Source organism: Lysinibacillus sp. COL-1, assembly GCF_059814265.1.
In genome coordinates this window covers 1,599,112-1,614,227 of record NZ_JCAWSJ010000004.1, presented here as the reverse complement: position 1 = coordinate 1,614,227, position 15,116 = coordinate 1,599,112, and the positions used below count along the sequence as shown (strand labels likewise).

17 protein-coding genes are annotated in these 15,116 nt (G+C 38.7%); 4 read left to right on the top strand and 13 right to left on the bottom strand.

All coding sequences use genetic code 11. From position 1 onward, the window contains the following. Positions 1–183: 183 nt before the first annotated feature. Positions 184–1,578, top strand: a complete 1,395-nt coding sequence (locus AC6BKE_RS16130) for an alanine/glycine:cation symporter family protein (RefSeq protein WP_499857261.1) — start codon at positions 184–186, stop codon at positions 1,576–1,578. A 612-nt stretch (positions 1,579–2,190) separates the two neighbouring features. Here AC6BKE_RS16130 and AC6BKE_RS16125 read toward each other — a convergent pair. From AC6BKE_RS16125 to AC6BKE_RS16115, 3 genes are all read right to left on the bottom strand, one after another. Continuing rightward, a complete protein-coding gene (locus AC6BKE_RS16125; protein WP_036129282.1) occupies positions 2,191–4,152 on the bottom strand; it encodes a methyl-accepting chemotaxis protein in 1,962 nt (653 codons plus the stop codon). 202 nt (positions 4,153–4,354) lie between these two features. Continuing rightward, positions 4,355–6,034, bottom strand: a complete 1,680-nt coding sequence (locus tag AC6BKE_RS16120) for a methyl-accepting chemotaxis protein (protein WP_249646024.1) — start codon at positions 6,032–6,034, stop codon at positions 4,355–4,357. A 155-nt stretch (positions 6,035–6,189) separates the two neighbouring features. After that, the gene (locus tag AC6BKE_RS16115) at positions 6,190–7,023 is read right to left on the bottom strand and encodes a hypothetical protein (protein WP_058844045.1); all 834 of its coding nucleotides are present in this window, start codon (positions 7,021–7,023) and stop codon (positions 6,190–6,192) included. A gap of 103 nt (positions 7,024–7,126) precedes the next feature. On the opposite strand from AC6BKE_RS16115, the gene AC6BKE_RS16110 reads away from it, so the two are divergent. Beyond that, the gene (locus AC6BKE_RS16110) at positions 7,127–7,681 is read left to right on the top strand and encodes a hypothetical protein (RefSeq protein WP_036129275.1); all 555 of its coding nucleotides are present in this window, start codon (positions 7,127–7,129) and stop codon (positions 7,679–7,681) included. Between the two features lie 41 nt (positions 7,682–7,722). Here AC6BKE_RS16110 and AC6BKE_RS16105 read toward each other — a convergent pair whose 3' ends face one another. From AC6BKE_RS16105 to AC6BKE_RS16075, 7 genes are all read right to left on the bottom strand, one after another. Continuing rightward, positions 7,723–8,259 (bottom strand): DUF1572 family protein, encoded by a 537-nt coding sequence (locus AC6BKE_RS16105; protein WP_036129271.1) that lies wholly within the window; start codon positions 8,257–8,259, stop codon positions 7,723–7,725. A 68-nt stretch (positions 8,260–8,327) separates the two neighbouring features. After that, entirely contained in the window at positions 8,328–9,215 is an 888-nt protein-coding gene (locus tag AC6BKE_RS16100; protein ID WP_058844043.1) for a hypothetical protein, read from the bottom strand. Further along, positions 9,208–9,723 (bottom strand): RNA polymerase sigma factor, encoded by a 516-nt coding sequence (locus tag AC6BKE_RS16095; RefSeq protein WP_036129265.1) that lies wholly within the window; start codon positions 9,721–9,723, stop codon positions 9,208–9,210. Before AC6BKE_RS16095 ends, AC6BKE_RS16100 begins: the two co-directional genes overlap by 8 nt. A 114-nt stretch (positions 9,724–9,837) precedes the next feature. Next, positions 9,838–10,446: an SCO family protein gene (locus tag AC6BKE_RS16090; protein WP_036129262.1), complete on the bottom strand. Its 609-nt coding sequence runs from the start codon at positions 10,444–10,446 to the stop codon at positions 9,838–9,840. 104 nt (positions 10,447–10,550) lie between these two features. Further along, positions 10,551–10,673 (bottom strand): YvrJ family protein, encoded by a 123-nt coding sequence (locus AC6BKE_RS16085; RefSeq protein WP_080717186.1) that lies wholly within the window; start codon positions 10,671–10,673, stop codon positions 10,551–10,553. Positions 10,674–10,739: 66 nt separating this feature from the next. Beyond that, positions 10,740–10,964: a DUF2922 domain-containing protein gene (locus tag AC6BKE_RS16080; RefSeq protein ID WP_141903056.1), complete on the bottom strand. Its 225-nt coding sequence runs from the start codon at positions 10,962–10,964 to the stop codon at positions 10,740–10,742. Positions 10,965–10,977: 13 nt separating this feature from the next. Beyond that, on the bottom strand, positions 10,978–11,193 hold the full coding sequence (locus AC6BKE_RS16075; RefSeq protein ID WP_499857255.1) for a DUF1659 domain-containing protein: 216 nt from the start codon (positions 11,191–11,193) through the stop codon (positions 10,978–10,980). 122 nt (positions 11,194–11,315) lie between these two features. On the opposite strand from AC6BKE_RS16075, the gene AC6BKE_RS16070 reads away from it, so the two are divergent. Continuing rightward, entirely contained in the window at positions 11,316–11,744 is a 429-nt protein-coding gene (locus tag AC6BKE_RS16070) for a DUF2621 domain-containing protein (protein WP_141903346.1), read from the top strand. A 360-nt stretch (positions 11,745–12,104) separates the two neighbouring features. On the opposite strand, the gene AC6BKE_RS16065 is transcribed toward AC6BKE_RS16070, so the two are convergent. Genes AC6BKE_RS16065 through AC6BKE_RS16055 form a run of 3 tightly spaced genes read right to left on the bottom strand, consistent with a single transcriptional unit; the run spans position 12,105 to position 13,753 of the window. Then, the gene (locus AC6BKE_RS16065; protein ID WP_036129247.1) at positions 12,105–12,599 is read right to left on the bottom strand and encodes a CcdC family protein; all 495 of its coding nucleotides are present in this window, start codon (positions 12,597–12,599) and stop codon (positions 12,105–12,107) included. Between the two features lie 23 nt (positions 12,600–12,622). After that, entirely contained in the window at positions 12,623–12,991 is a 369-nt protein-coding gene (locus AC6BKE_RS16060; protein ID WP_036129242.1) for a response regulator, read from the bottom strand. Between the two features lie 51 nt (positions 12,992–13,042). After that, on the bottom strand, positions 13,043–13,753 hold the full coding sequence (locus AC6BKE_RS16055) for a cytochrome c biogenesis CcdA family protein (RefSeq protein ID WP_058844721.1): 711 nt from the start codon (positions 13,751–13,753) through the stop codon (positions 13,043–13,045). A gap of 499 nt (positions 13,754–14,252) precedes the next feature. Between AC6BKE_RS16055 and AC6BKE_RS16050 the strand changes: the two genes are divergently transcribed. After that, the gene (locus AC6BKE_RS16050) at positions 14,253–14,981 is read left to right on the top strand and encodes a FadR/GntR family transcriptional regulator (RefSeq protein ID WP_036129236.1); all 729 of its coding nucleotides are present in this window, start codon (positions 14,253–14,255) and stop codon (positions 14,979–14,981) included. Positions 14,982–15,116 lie beyond the last annotated feature (135 nt).

The window sequence follows — 15,116 nt, the reverse complement described above, 5'->3', positions numbered from 1 at the left end:
TTTCCAAATTTAATGCTTTATCTCCCTATCGAATATGACAGAAAAATAGTATTTAAAGCAACTCTATCCATTTAAATATTTTAAAATCGCAAAATATTACGATTATTTCCATTATTTTAGAAATGTTGATTTATTATAAAAAAACAGTGTAGACTAAAGCGTATTGTGAAAGGAGGACAACTTATGGAATGGATTTCAAGTATTGTAAATAGTGGAAATAATGTTTTATGGACATATATCCTAATTATTTTACTGATCGTAGCAGGACTATATTTTTCATTTGGTACGAAGTTTGTACAAATTCGTCTGTTTCCTGAAATGTTTCGTTTAATTGTAGAAAAAAGAGATGGCGAATCAGGTGTATCACCGTTCCAGGCTTTTACTATTAGTGCTGCTTCACGTGTCGGCACAGGGAATATTACAGGTGTTGCCTTAGCCATTGGTGTAGGAGGGCCAGGTGCTGTTTTTTGGATGTGGATCATCGCTATTTTAGGGATGGCTACTGCCTTCATTGAAAGTACCTTAGCACAGGTTTATAAAGTGAAGGATGGTAATACCTTCCGGGGTGGACCTGCCTACTACATGGAAAAAGCGTTAGGTCAACGAAAGCTAGGAATTATTTTTAGTATTTTATTAACATTTAGCTTTGGGTTTATTTTTAATGCTGTACAGTCCAATACAATTGCCACGTCAGTTGGAGAAGCATTTGATATCAAACCAGCGATCATTGGGATAATACTTGTCGCCTTAACAGCCTTAATTATTTTTGGCGGTGTTCATAGAATTGTGAAGGTGACGCAAATTCTTGTACCTGTCATGGCGATTTTCTATTTACTTGTAGCCCTTTTTGTTGTAGTGACAAATTTCTCGGAAATCCCGCATGTTTTTAACTTAATTTTCACACATGCATTTGGCCTACAGGAAGCTGCTGGTGGTGCAATTGGGGCGGCTATTATGCAAGGTGTCCGTCGTGGTTTATTTTCCAACGAGGCTGGTATGGGGAGTGTACCTAATGCGGCGGCAACTGCCAATACCTCACACCCTGCCAAACAAGGGCTGGTACAAAGCTTAGGTGTCTTTTTTGATACGATCATGATTTGTACAGCGACTGCCTTTATCATTATTTTAGCTGGCTTATATGATAAAGGCGAAAGTGACGGCATTATCTTGACGCAAAATTCTTTAGCTGTCCAAGTTGGGGACTGGGCTCCTTACTTTATTGCTATCGCCATCATCTTCTTTGCCTTCAGTTCGATCATTGGAAACTATTATTATGGTGAATCCAATATTGAGTTTATGGATGCGCATAAAGGTTGGATGTTTAGCTATCGTATATTAGTGTTAGCTATGGTCATGTTTGGCTCTGTAGCTCAGGTACAGCTTGTATGGAATTTAGCTGACCTATTTATGGGTCTAATGGCGCTCATCAATATAGCCATTATTATTATTCTCGGTAAAATTGCCTTCCTTGTATTAGACGACTTTACACAGCAACGTAAAGCTGGTAAAAATCCTGTCTTTTATGCAAAATCAATTCCAACCTTAAAAAATACAGATTGTTGGGAAGAAGATCGATAAACAGCTAACGCCACTCCTTTTGATAGGAGTGGCGTTTCATGTTGTTGAAAAAAGGTAATGTCAACGGCATAATAAGCAATTTTGTAAGGCGAGGGGTTGATTTCCGTTCCGCCAGCGTCCTTTCCAGGGGGCGTCCGATGAGCCGCTTCACTCACTGCGTTCGCTCCAGGGTCTCCTCTGTGACGCTAAATCCCCTAGGAGTGACACTGGCTCCACTCCAATCAACCATTCTGCCAAAGTGTCTTTTCCTGAACAAAATAGCCCATTATTTATAGTATAAGAGAGGATAGCTTCTTACTTTCAATGTGGAGAAGTGATGTGTGACAACACCCCTCCATAAAAGAGTAGTGAGTATGTTCACTTTTTTGCTAAAAAGTGAACATTTTTATTTTATGGATTGGAGTGGAAGGCTACTTGACTCCCGTGGGAATAGCGAGACAGGCGAGCCTCTAAACGGAGCGGTAGCGGAGGAAGCGGCTCGGCGCTCGGCCACAGGAAAGCAAGTAGCCTGCAACGGAAATCCTTTTTCACCTTTCACATAAATTCTATGGATGGTTTTGTTTTTCAACACTATGAAAAGCCACTCCTTTTGATAGGAGTGGCGTTTGTGCTTTAATATTTAAATTGACTAATCAGTTGCTTTAATTCATCCGCCATATGTGCGAGTGCTTGTGCCGAGGCATTGATTTCTTCCATTGAGGCTAATTGTTCCTCTGTTGATGCCGCTACATCCTCGGATGCAGAAGCATTGCCTTTTGCAGAGAATGCCAAATCTTCTGTTACGGCTGCCACCTCTTGGACGCCTGCTGACATTTGCTCAGAGGCTGAAGAGACTTCCTCCATTTTAGGTGTAATTTCATTCATGCTTGCCATAATGACTTGGAATTTTGCAATGGCTTCATCCGAAATATGCAGACCACTTTGCACATCCTCCGTTACCTTCGCCATAATACTGACAGATTGCTCCGTCTCTTGCTGAATACCTCGAATAAGCTCAAATATTTGTTTGGCCGATTCTTGTGATTGTTCTGCTAGCTTGCGAACCTCATCTGCCACAACGGCAAAGCCTTTACCATGCTCACCTGCTCTTGCCGCCTCAATAGCTGCATTTAATGCAAGTAAGTTCGTTTGATCGGCAATGCTCGTAATGACATCTAAGATGGACGTAATTTGCTGAGATCGTTCATGCAAGGTTTGGATTTTCGCATTGGAATCTGCTACAGATAAATGAATGGATTGCATTTGATCCTTCGTATTCTGCACAGCTTGTCCACCCTCATCTGCTTGTGATGTTGCATGCTGCGAAAGGTCTGTCACAGCAGAGGATATTTCGGCAATATGCAAAATAGCTGTTGAAAGCTCATGCAGTGATTCTGCATTTTTATTGGCACTGATCGTTTGCGAATCAGCACTTGAGGCAACATCCTGAATAGAAATCGCCACTTTTTCCGTTGCAATGCTTGTTTGATTCGCGTTGGCTGTTAGCTCCTCTGCTGACGAAGCCACTTCCTCTGCATTTTGCTCAATTTTTTGAATAAGTGTCCGTAAGCTTTCTTGCATATCATTAAAGGCTTGTCCTAATTGGCCAATCTCATCTTTCGACGTAACCGTCACCGTTTCTGTCAAATCGCCTTTACTGATCGTCACAGCACTATCCTTTAAAGCTTTAATTGGCTTTAACACAGCCCTCATAACAAAATAAAAGACAATCGTACTAATAACAATAGCCGCAATCAGCACTAAAATCGTATGGTATAAAATTTTAGATGCCGATTCATCAATTTCTTTGGCAAAAATGGTCCCTGTGATTTTCCAATCAGTCAGTTCATTTGTTGTATAGAACAGGATTCGGTTATCACCGTCAAAGACATATTTATAGGTACCAGAAGGATTTTCGTACATTTGATCGAGGAAGCTTTCTTTTAGTTTTCCTCCAGCTTCAAGCGTAGGGTGTGAGATAACCATATTTTCTTCACCAAAAATAGAAGGATAACCATTTTTCCCGATTCGAATGGAATCTGCAATTTTTTGAAGGTCTGTCAGTTTAATATCAATAGCCACAACCCCAGCATGATCCTTAATCTGTTTGGCAACTGTCACAACCATATCGCCAGTTCCTGCATCTTTATAAGGATTTGTGATTAACGTTTCTCCTTTGAGGGCTGTTGCCTCTTTATACCAATCTCGATCTAGTGGATTATAGTCTGCATCATTTAATTTTGGCTCTTGTGTAAAGGAGCCATCGTTCATGCCAATATAAATACTTAGCACATCTGGATTTAGCTCTACATACTGATGCAAATTCGTCTCAATAGAGGCTTGGGATTGCTGATATTTTCCTGCATCTAATTCACTGCTAAATACATTGATATCATCCATTTTTTCGCTAATGGTTTTATCAATAAGCTTATTTAAAATGCCCACACTTTCATTGGCACTAAATAATATTTCTTCTTCTATTGAGTCTTTTGCAGATAAATAAGATAAACTCCCAACAGAAATGACAGGAATTAGTAATACTAGCGCAAATAAAGTATAAAGCTTGCCCTTAAAACTGCTAAATAGTTTCTTCATATATCAATCTCCTTTTGATTCTTGTCGTGAAAAAATAGCAAGCTATTTTCCACAGTATTTCCCTCTCTTTATCTGCTTCACATTTCTCCCAAAGCTTTTATCGGATGAAATATTATTTTTCAAACATATTTTTGAATTTCTTATTATTCAGGCTTTGCAGACAACTAGAAAACCCCTGTAAATATACAGAGGTAGTGTTTCCTTAGTATTTAAATGACTGTATAGACTCTTGCAAATCTATCGCCATTTTCGCTAGATGTGTAGAGGAGGCTGCTACCTCCTCCATTGCTGCATTTTGTTCTTCTGAAGAGGCTGCAACACTTTGTACATGGCGACTCGATTTCATTGAGACTTCACTAATATAATCAATTTCTTTGACTAACTTTTCTACATCCTGATGAATAGTCCGAATGGCTGTTGTCACTATCTCAGTTTGTGCTTGTACATCATTAATGGCATCATCAATCTGTATAAAATTATCTCTTGCCACATTGACCTTTTCACGTCCTACATGGACCGAATCATTGCTATTGACCATATCCTCTTCAATGACTCTCGTGCTATCGGTAATTTGTGCCACTACTTTTTCAATGTCCCCTGCTGCAAGATTGGACTCATCTGCTAGCTTACGTACTTCCTCTGCAACAACCGCAAAGCCTTTGCCATGTTCGCCGCTTCTTGCCGCTTCAATCGAGGCATTGATTGCCAGTAAATTGGTTTGTGTCGCAATACTTTTAATGACATTCACGGCTTTTACAATCGCCGCTGTATTGTCATCTAAATCTTGCACACGGGTATTTAACTCGCTTGTATTGGCAGAAATTTCATTCATTTGTTCCGTCACATCATGCACAGAAGAACGCCCTATACTCGCCATATTTTTCGTTTCGACGGTTGCATGATTCACGTTATGGATACTTGTAGAAATATCATTCATTTTCTTTAAAATATGAGCTGATAAATTCCGTACATCGCTTGTTAAAGTGTCCTGCTGGTCAATTCCTTGTGCAATATCGTGAATAGATGCCGTCACCACTTCTGTCGCCTGTGTAACCTCCATGCTACTAGCCGTCAGTTGTTCTGATGTGGCTGCAACTTGTTCGGAGGAGTTGCCTACTTGTTTCATCATCAGTCGAAGCTTTTGTGACATACTATTAAAGGACTCGGCCAAATGGGCGAATTCATCCTTGGTTTTAAATTGTAAATGCGTGTGCAAATTCCCTTCAGAGAATTTATCCATTTCTATTACAGTTTGCTGAATGTTTTTAGCGATTCGTCTCCCAAATACTGTGGCAATGATGATACTAACAATCAAAGAAATAACGGCTAGTATTGTAATTTCTACCCCGCTTCTTTCTCCTTCTTGCTTGGTTGCTTCAATATGAGCTTGCATCTCTTCCTGTTGAGCCGTTGCCATCGTCTTACCAAAGACAACTAACTTCAGAGAACCTTCACCTAAAATTGGCAATGCTTGCTGTTGGGCTTGTTGATGATCTCCCCGTTGATAAAGTGGCACTATCTGCCCATCTATCGCCTTTTCCCAATCGGCTAGTTGCTGTAAAAACTGCTTAAACTCTTCATTGCTATCGCCTTTTTCTTGGAGACGATTAATCGACGTATGTAAGGTCTCGCGGATTTCATGGTGGTTGTTAAGCATTTCTTCCTTGCCATATAATATATACCCACGAATAGCTGCATTTGCTCGAACTGTTTGGAACGAGATATCTTGATATAAATGAATAAATTCTGTCTTGTCTTCAATTTCTGCTAGAGTCTGATTATTATGATTCAAGTAGTATAATGCAATACCTGAAATAAGCAGTAGGAAGACGAGTACAATGCCAAAAGCAATTTGTAGTTTTCGTTCCACAGTTAGTCTCATATGATTCCCTCAATTCTACTATAATCATATTGAGTATAGCCTACCTAAACCTATTAACCTATATAATATGTATCCATCCTCATGAATTATCGCTAAAATTTAACAAAAATAAGAACTCCACGCTCAATCTATTGACAATAATATCCACTATATCGCTAGTTTAAATAGGTAGAAAGCATTTGGAAACCGTAGAGGTAAACCCAAAAGAGTGGGAGTAACAGAACCATTTTAAGAAAAAGCCCTCTTTTTTCAACATATTCTCGAATGCCTGAAGTAAGCATAATGGCACTTAGTAACAATAAGCTATGCTGAGCCCCATAGATCTGCAAAGAAAATGTAATAACGAATGGCAAGGCGGCTGGAAAAATAAAATCTGCTAACGGTCTCTTGCTCTTCGCTTTGTTTAAATATATGGGAGGAGCCGTTTCTTTTTCTATCGATTTAGCCCCTGTAAGTTTTTTTGCTAGCATAAAGGCTAGACTGAAAAATATAATTGTATACACAATAAATAATAGAAACGGCATTCTACTTTCTTCATTCAACAAATGAAAATAATCCACCATATCTTGTGCCTTTAGTTCATAATACTGCATCGTTTTCTGATCCATTAGGAATAATCGTTCATCCTTGCTAATCACCTTCACGGCCATTTCCTTGCCATTATAAAGACGTATATATAAGTCGCTTACCGTAGTAGCATTAGCTGGTCGACTAACCGGATTTTTTGGGGACTGTAATGCTTGTTGGAGATGTTCCTTGTCTTTCACCTCATAACGGTTGATGTAGAACACTTGCTTTAATGGATACAAATATTGCTCCTTGCTATCACTTCCAGACAAATACCAAGCCTCTTGAATTGTTTGAAATTCACTATGATGCAGGGATACTAGCTCCTCTCGCTGCCTTTCATTGTAACTGAAAAGTAGAAGTGTACTTATACTAAGAATAATGCCTAGTAACAGTGTATAAATATGGCCTCCCTTGTGCATCCCTACGCCTCCTTTACAGACTTTTATATATAGTAATTATTGTAATATACGGTTTACACTCCCAATAAGTTTCATCTATACTAATAATAGAGGTGAAGCAAATATGAGTAAACCAGCATTATACGTACATTTAGTCATTGGACCTGATTGTGATTTCGAATCCATGGCCATCAGAGCGGCACTAGAATCCTTTGATGCACGGGTGACAATTCATTTAATCGGAAGACCAAATGATTTGATTGATGTCTTGTCTGGAGAGGATCTGCCAAGCAAAATGGACTATCTTATTTTAAACTTCCACGGTAATGAGGGACGCTTTTGTTTACCCGAGTTAGGCGAAGATGTATATGAAGACAATGAACCTAAAAGTATCTACTTTGAACGACAGGATGTCCTATCCTATTGTCAGCTACAGGATGTCAAGGTGATAGCAGCCGGCTGTACATTAGGCTGGCAACAGCTAGCGACAGCCTTTTTAGAAAGTGGCTGTCACTCCTATTTAGCACCCGATGATTATATAGAAGGTAACGCAAATCTCATGTTTCTTATTCGCTTTTTCTATGAGATCATCACGAATCAAAGAAACCAGCAGGAAGCATTCGAACTCGCCCAAGCTATTGATGCAGAAACGACCATGTACAAGCTATATTTAACATAAAAAGATCGTAGCACATGTTATTGGCTACGATCTTTCTTTAGTTAACGTTGCTGTTTATCTAGCATGGATTCTGTAAAAGCCTGTGACTGTCCTTTTGGAATACTAAGCGTTTGCCAAGCAGAGCCCTTAACTTGTTTCGCAATATAAATAATTTGACCGACATGCTGTGCATAATGCGCCATCTGTCTTTCAATGGCATCAATGACTGCTAGCTGCTCTCCTCTAATTGTGACATATCGCTGCAAATCAGATTCTGTTAAACTCGCTAAGGCGTCTAAAAACACTTGCCAACCCTTTTCCCAAGCTACGAGCATGGCCTCTTTCGTGTGAAGACTATCCATAAACTCATCATCTCGATTACGCGTAGACTTCTCACCATCCGTCGTTAAAAAATCTGTCCAGCGTGAAATCATATTGCCACTAACATGCTTCACAATAACTGCGATACTATTGGATTCCTCATTATACGCCCAATGTAACTGTGCCTCTTCTAATTGGGCAAGCGCCTTATCCCCTTGCTCTTTCACATTGTTAAATCTTTTTTGAACAACTTGTAAATAAGTGTGTGCGATTGTCATGATTGTACCCATCCCCTCTTTTCTATCATTCTATAATAGTTCAAAGGGATTGTCTCATCTGTGCTTTACTAATCGCCAAGAATAAACGCTCTTACGATGGTCGCCATTTTTTCTTGGACTTCTTGTGGGTCGCCATCTAATTGATAACCAATATGATAGACATAGCCGTTATAGTACGTATAAAATTCATTGGCATTTGTAGTCATTTGAAAGATCCGCTTATCTGTTTCATCGTAATTATAGTAAATGTAAACAAAACCTCGATCTGGTGTCATCTCCCGATAATATAAAGGATTCATAAAATTTAAACCTACATTTGAAACTTTAATCCCTAAAGTTTCCTCAATATCTTTCGATTTAATATATGTTGATAAGGGATTACGATCTACATTTGTCACTGAGAAATTAATGTATTGTAGATCCCTGCCAGTGGAGGATTTTTCTTTATAGCTAAATTGAAATTGCGTTTGTTGACTGCCATCATCCATTTTGGATGATACCGCATAGACCTCCTGAATATTTGGTTGAAATGGCAACTCTTCCGGTGTAGTAAGATGAACGACATTGCCCAGTGAGGTTGCTACTGATTGCATAGCCGCGAAACCCTGAAGTGGTGCATAATATTTGATATTTTTTGCCTGACTTAAAAAATTGGCTAGCGGGAAAAACTGACTGTATGTTGTATCTGTTCCTTCCACTTCTGTTTGAAACAAATCCGTAAAAGGAGGTTTTTCTTCTTCATTCATTACCTGTGTCGTCAGTTGATTAGACGGTTTGGCTGCTTGCCAGGCAATGAAAAATAAAATAGAGCATGTCATCATGATGGTAACTGCACGATACGTCCACTTTGGTTTGGACGGATAAGGCTCTTGCTGAATTTGTTGGCGAACCTTATGTATGATTGCTTCTTTATGTGCTGAAACATCTTGTAACGCCTGCATTGTATGCTTATCCATGGAAAAGTACCTCCCATTCAATATGTTGCAAATCTATTTTTAATAGCTCCTTCCCCTTCTTTAAACGAGATTTCACAGTACCTTCAGGAATTGTAAGTAGTTCCGCAATCTCTTTAATCGTCATCTCCTCTAAATAAAAATAAACGATTGCTTCGCGTTGCTTGATTGGTAAGCGTAAAATCGCTTCATCTAGTAAGGCTTGCTCATCTTGACGAATCAGTGTGTCCTGTAAGACCATTTTTTGCTTTGTAAAAAATCTATGCTGCATTGTAATTTTTCTGTATGCCCAGCTTTTTAAGTAATCCTTACATTTATTGATTGTCATGCGGGCAAGATATGCTTTCATCTCCCCTCTCTCTTCATAATCCTTTTGATGATAAAATTTAATAAATACGTCCTGCACAATATCTTCGGCTATTTGTAAATCCTTCGTATAGTAATAAGCAATTCGAAGCATTTGCTCCGTGTGTATAGCCATTAGCTGCTCTAATTTTTCGTTATCTGACATGTAATTTCCCTCCTTCCACACTATAAACGATTCCCAACCAGAAAAAGATTATTTTTCCAGCTTAAAATGACATAAAAAAACCGCCTCTAAAATTCGAGACGGTTTATTGCTTCTTTATAAATTTTCATCAATATATGTTTCGATATCGGAAGCTATCGTATCAATTGGTACATCTTCAATATTTTCAGCAAAGCCATTATACATTTTGACCATTACACCATCTTTGTCCACTAAGAAAAATTGATTGCCATGAATGACTTGGTCACTGTTAGGGTCGTTTTTCACTAATATCTTTGTATTTTTCACTGCAAACTGTTCAATATATTTTTGTGAATAGCCTGTCAGAAGATTCCACTTAGATTCATCTGGCACATTGTATTTACTGATATAATTAGCTAACACTTCTGGTTTATCAACGTCTGGATCTACTGAAAAGGCAACGATGTGATAATCCTCTACTCCTTTTTTCTGGAGCTTTTCCTGCACTTGTGCCATGTTCAATGACATCGGCGGGCAAATCGATATACAGTTCGTGAAAATATACATACCGATCCAAGGCTTACCTTTTAAACTTTCGAGCGAAACGGTTTCACCACGTTGATTAATATGTTCAAAATCGGGTATTTCGAGGCTGTAGTCTGCTTTAAATTTTGAATTTCCACATGCGCCAAGCACAGATGCACAGGCTAAAAGTAGAACTAGCCCTATTAACTTACGTTTCATGTCAACACTCTCCCTAACCTACACTACCCTCATCCTACCGTAGGTTGTAAACGTTGACAAGAACTTCTACGTGACAGCTTTCGTACATCTTTGTGAAATAAATTTCATTTTAACGAAACGAGCGCCGCATGAATCGCATCGAGCTTTACTTCCACACGGTGCAATAAATAAAATGACACTAAAATCGGAAAACCGATATCGGATATCATGTTCAGCCACGGTTCCATTTGTCTCCCCCTCTCTCCTACAGTAAAACAGGTCTTTGCGGTTTCATTGCAAAGACCAGTTTTGAATTATTCTGTTGCTACATCAAATTCTGTTACTTGGCGATCTACCATGCGTGCACCCTTGATGGAAGATAAAGCACCAGTCTGTCCAGCAAAGACATTTTTACCTATGATCGATGTCATAGCCTGCTGTATTTCAGCCGCTGTGATATGCGGCTTTGGTGCATCAATTGTAAGTGTTGTCGTTTTCCCATCAGTCGTTGCAAAGAGTAACTCTAAAACTTGTGTCATGTTTGATTCCTCCTTAAGATAACTCGTTTGTTTCTTTCTTGACAATACTAGCCAGTGTCTGTGATGAAAGACTAGCAATGACATGTGCAACCGCTACTAAGTCGTCCGCATTATGCGAGGGGCTAATATTTCGATATGATTTTGTGATGAATATTGGTTCATTTTGTTCATCATAGCCCGTCACATACTTAAGGCGCAGTGTTGCATTTAAAAAGTGAACGTCTACCATCGAGTCTCACCTCCTTTCTGCACACTATATAATGGCGAATTGCTAAAAAAGGGACATTATAGGATGAATTTTTTTTCGGAAGCTCTTATAATAGAATGAGAGAAGGCAAAGAGGTGAACGATTTGTTACAAGGTTGGTTTTTATGGTTTATTTTATTTTGGGTTGTCGTCCTCATTTCATTGATGGCTATTGGCGGATTCTTCATGTTCCGAAAATTTTTAAAGGCACTCCCTAAACAAGATGGAAAATCAGATTTAGATTGGCAAGAATATTATTTAGATAGAACGATTCACTTATGGGGACAAGCTGAAAAAGACTTACTCTATGAGCTAGTAAGCCCTGTACCTGAGCTCTTTAGACAAGTAGCAAAGGAAAAAATTGCAGGAAAAATTGGCGAGCTCGCATTAGAAGAAAAAGCTGCTGCCATCAATAATGACCTTATTATTCGTGGATATATCCAGGCCACACCAAAACGCGATCACAAATTTTTACGCAAAAAATTAGAACAAATGCACATTGACATCGCCCCCTACGAACATTTATTTGATTAAAAAAACGCTGCACGAAGCTATGTGCAGCGTTTTTTCTTATTTATAATGTGGGTGTTCGTGGCTATCCGCTGCTTTTCTGGTTCTATCCTCTTCTTTCGCAAAGCTATCCTTCGCTTTCCTCATCCTATCCGCTACTTTTGCTATTTTATCCACCACTTCTGAGCTTCTATCCACGCTTCAAAATTCTATCCTCTTCTTTCGCAAAGCTATCCTTCGCTTTCCTCATTCTATCCGCTACTTTTGCTGTTTTATCCACCACTTCTGAGCTTCTATCCACGCTTCAAAATTCTATCCTCTACTTTTAAGCTTCTATCCACACTTTTGCTGTTCAAGCACAAAAAAACTACACTAGCTTCTGCACTAGTGTAGTTTTGGGATTGTTTTTTTGACTCTTTTAAACTGGATCAGCATAGCGATTCGCCAAGGTAATAGCATGGCGAAGGCTAGTATCCAGAACATACCTGCTAATTCACCTACATCGATGGAACTACTTAAAATCATTTTCGCTACGACTCGGAATATTAACAGACCGAATAAAATAAAAACGAAGGCTTTGGAACGTTTTAAATAGATGTCTCGTCCCTTTACTTCAAATTTCGAAGTAGCAATTAAGATTGTCGAGAACAACATGCCCACCGCGGCTGCTTCTAAAATTTGCATGGCTGGCACGCGGAATTGCTCAAATAAAAACATGAGTGCACCAGAAGACATGGCAATTGGTGGGATAATAATTTTCTTCTCATTTGTCGGCTTTTTGGAAGCTCTCATTCGTATAATCATCACAAAGCCGCCCATAAGAATGGCCATGATAGTTGACCCTATAACATAATAGTGAGAAGGGATACTGCTCAACATAAAAATCCTCCTCTAATGTCTAATTAGCAATTTTGACCAAGTAATTGATCGGCGACAGCCTTTAATCTTTCTGGCTCGAAAGGTTTTGTAATAAAATCCTTGGCGCCGCTTTCAATCGCTTCTACGATTAATTTTTGCTGACCTAATGCTGTCACCATAATAATTTTTGCATTTGGAAATTCTGGGACGATTTTTTTTACTGCCGCAATACCGGTCATAACGGGCATCGTTACATCCATTGTGACTAAATCTGGTTGTAAATCACGATACATCGCCACAGCTTCTTTGCCATTTGCTGCTTTACCGACTACCTCATAACCCCATTCTGAAAACATATTACTGATTGCAACACGCATGAATAGCGTATCATCCACTACTAAAACTGTAGGCACATGTTCATCTCCCTCCGCGTTAAAGTTCGGTATGCCTTTTAGTTTAACAAATTAAAAGCCTGTAAATCCACCGAAAATAGGCTGTAAAACGCGGGTAATATACGTTAAGCCGTCAAAGAATAATAAAATCCCCACGGCAATCATGACATAACCACCGATTTTCACAATTTTTTGGCTGTGTGTACGAATCCACGTCATACGTGAAATAAAGAAAGATAGCACGAAGAATGGAATCGCAAATCCTAAATAATACGCAAGCATATAGCTAAAGCCCGCACCAGGATTTGTACTAGCTAACATAATAATAGACGCAAGGATTGGTCCCGTACATGGTGTCCAACCTGCCGCAAAGGCAATACCAATTAAGACAGATCCAAAATAGCCAGACGGTCTATTTTTAAATTGGAACTTTCGATCCTTCATTAAGAAGTCTACTTGCAATAATCCGACAATCATTAAACCGAATACTACAATTAAAATAGCGCCAACCTGTCGTAATAAAGTTTGATAATTTAGGAAAAACTCTGCCGCAAATGAAGCGCTTAGTCCAATAATGATAAAGATAATTGAAAATCCTAGTAAAAAGAATAATGTGTGGAAAATGGCACGTTTTTGAAGCATGCCTTTTTCTGATTTTAGCTCATCTAGTGTCATACCCGTTATGTACGATAAAAATGCTGGATATAGTGGAAGAGTACATGGTGAAATAAAACTTAAAAACCCTGCACCAAAAGCTAAAAATACGTTAATATCAGATCCCATATTTTTTAATCGCTCCTTACAGTTACTGCATTCATCGTACCAAAAAAAAGGCTAAAAAGCGTCCTTTCTGTTTGTGAACGTTTCATGGCAAAATAATGAGGTTTTTAAGAAGTTCCATCAAGCTCCTTCTGCATTATGCCCTCCTCTTGATTTTCTGTCAACATAATCCGCCATTCTTCTACCCTATTATAGAGGTTATCGCTCACTCCTTTCCTCTAGCCTTGACATTGTCGATTGCTTGCCGTTATTGTTGAAAGAGGCTTTAGTAGTGAAACCCTCATAATTATTGTAAGAAACTATTCAGACGAACAGATTCATCATAACACCAAGTCATCAGATGACCATATTATAAGGTAACATTAACAATATTATTATCTTACATTTCGACAAGTATCCCCTACTCCACAAAGTGTTCATGTTAACCATGAGTATATGACTACTTTTCATGTATAATATTGATAACCGATGTGCAATGGATCGAAAAAAAGAGGTGTAGCCCTTGAAATTAAGAAAAATTAAACCAAAAAAGATTTATGAAGAAGTATCCGAAATCCTGCATGAAAAAATCAGGGCTGGTGTCCTAAAACCAGGCGATCGACTGGACTCTGTAGAACAGCTTGCCGAACAATTACAAGTGAGTCGATCCGCCGTTCGAGAAGCGCTTTCTGCATTAAAAGCTATGGGGTTAATTGAAATCAAGCAAGGCTCTGGAACTTTTGTCAAAAGTGTACCAGCCAAGCAACTTGATTTTCCTTTATCCACTGCCATGTTAACAAATAAACAGGATATTGCGCATTTATTAGAGGTGCGTAAAATAATTGAAGTAGGAGCAGCAGCAAGTGCAGCAATCCATCGTTCAGAACAGGATGTACAAGCGATGTTACAAATTTTAGAGAACATGAAGCAAGCACATGGGGATGGTGAACTCGGTGAAAAAGTAGATTATCAATTCCATGCAGCTATTTCCACTGCCTCACAAAACCCTCTACTCGCTACAATCTTAGATCAAATTTCTGGCCTAATGATAGACACGATGAAAGAAACGCGACGAATATGGTTGTACTCCCAGAAAACAACGAGTGAACAATTATATGACGAACATATGCAAATCTTCCTCGCAATTAAACAACAAAATGAGGAGCTAGCCAAACATGCCATGGCGTCTCATTTAAGCAATGTTGAAAAAGTGCTCTTACAATATTTTGAAACAACTGAGTCTCAATCATAGTAAACTGCCTAGCACTCACTAGGTAGTTTTTTTATTTTCCGAAAATTCATGAAAAATAGTTTTATTCTCTGTAAAATTTGTTGTATGATAAAATCATTGATAAGTCATCAGATGACCAGTTGTTTTTTTAAAAGG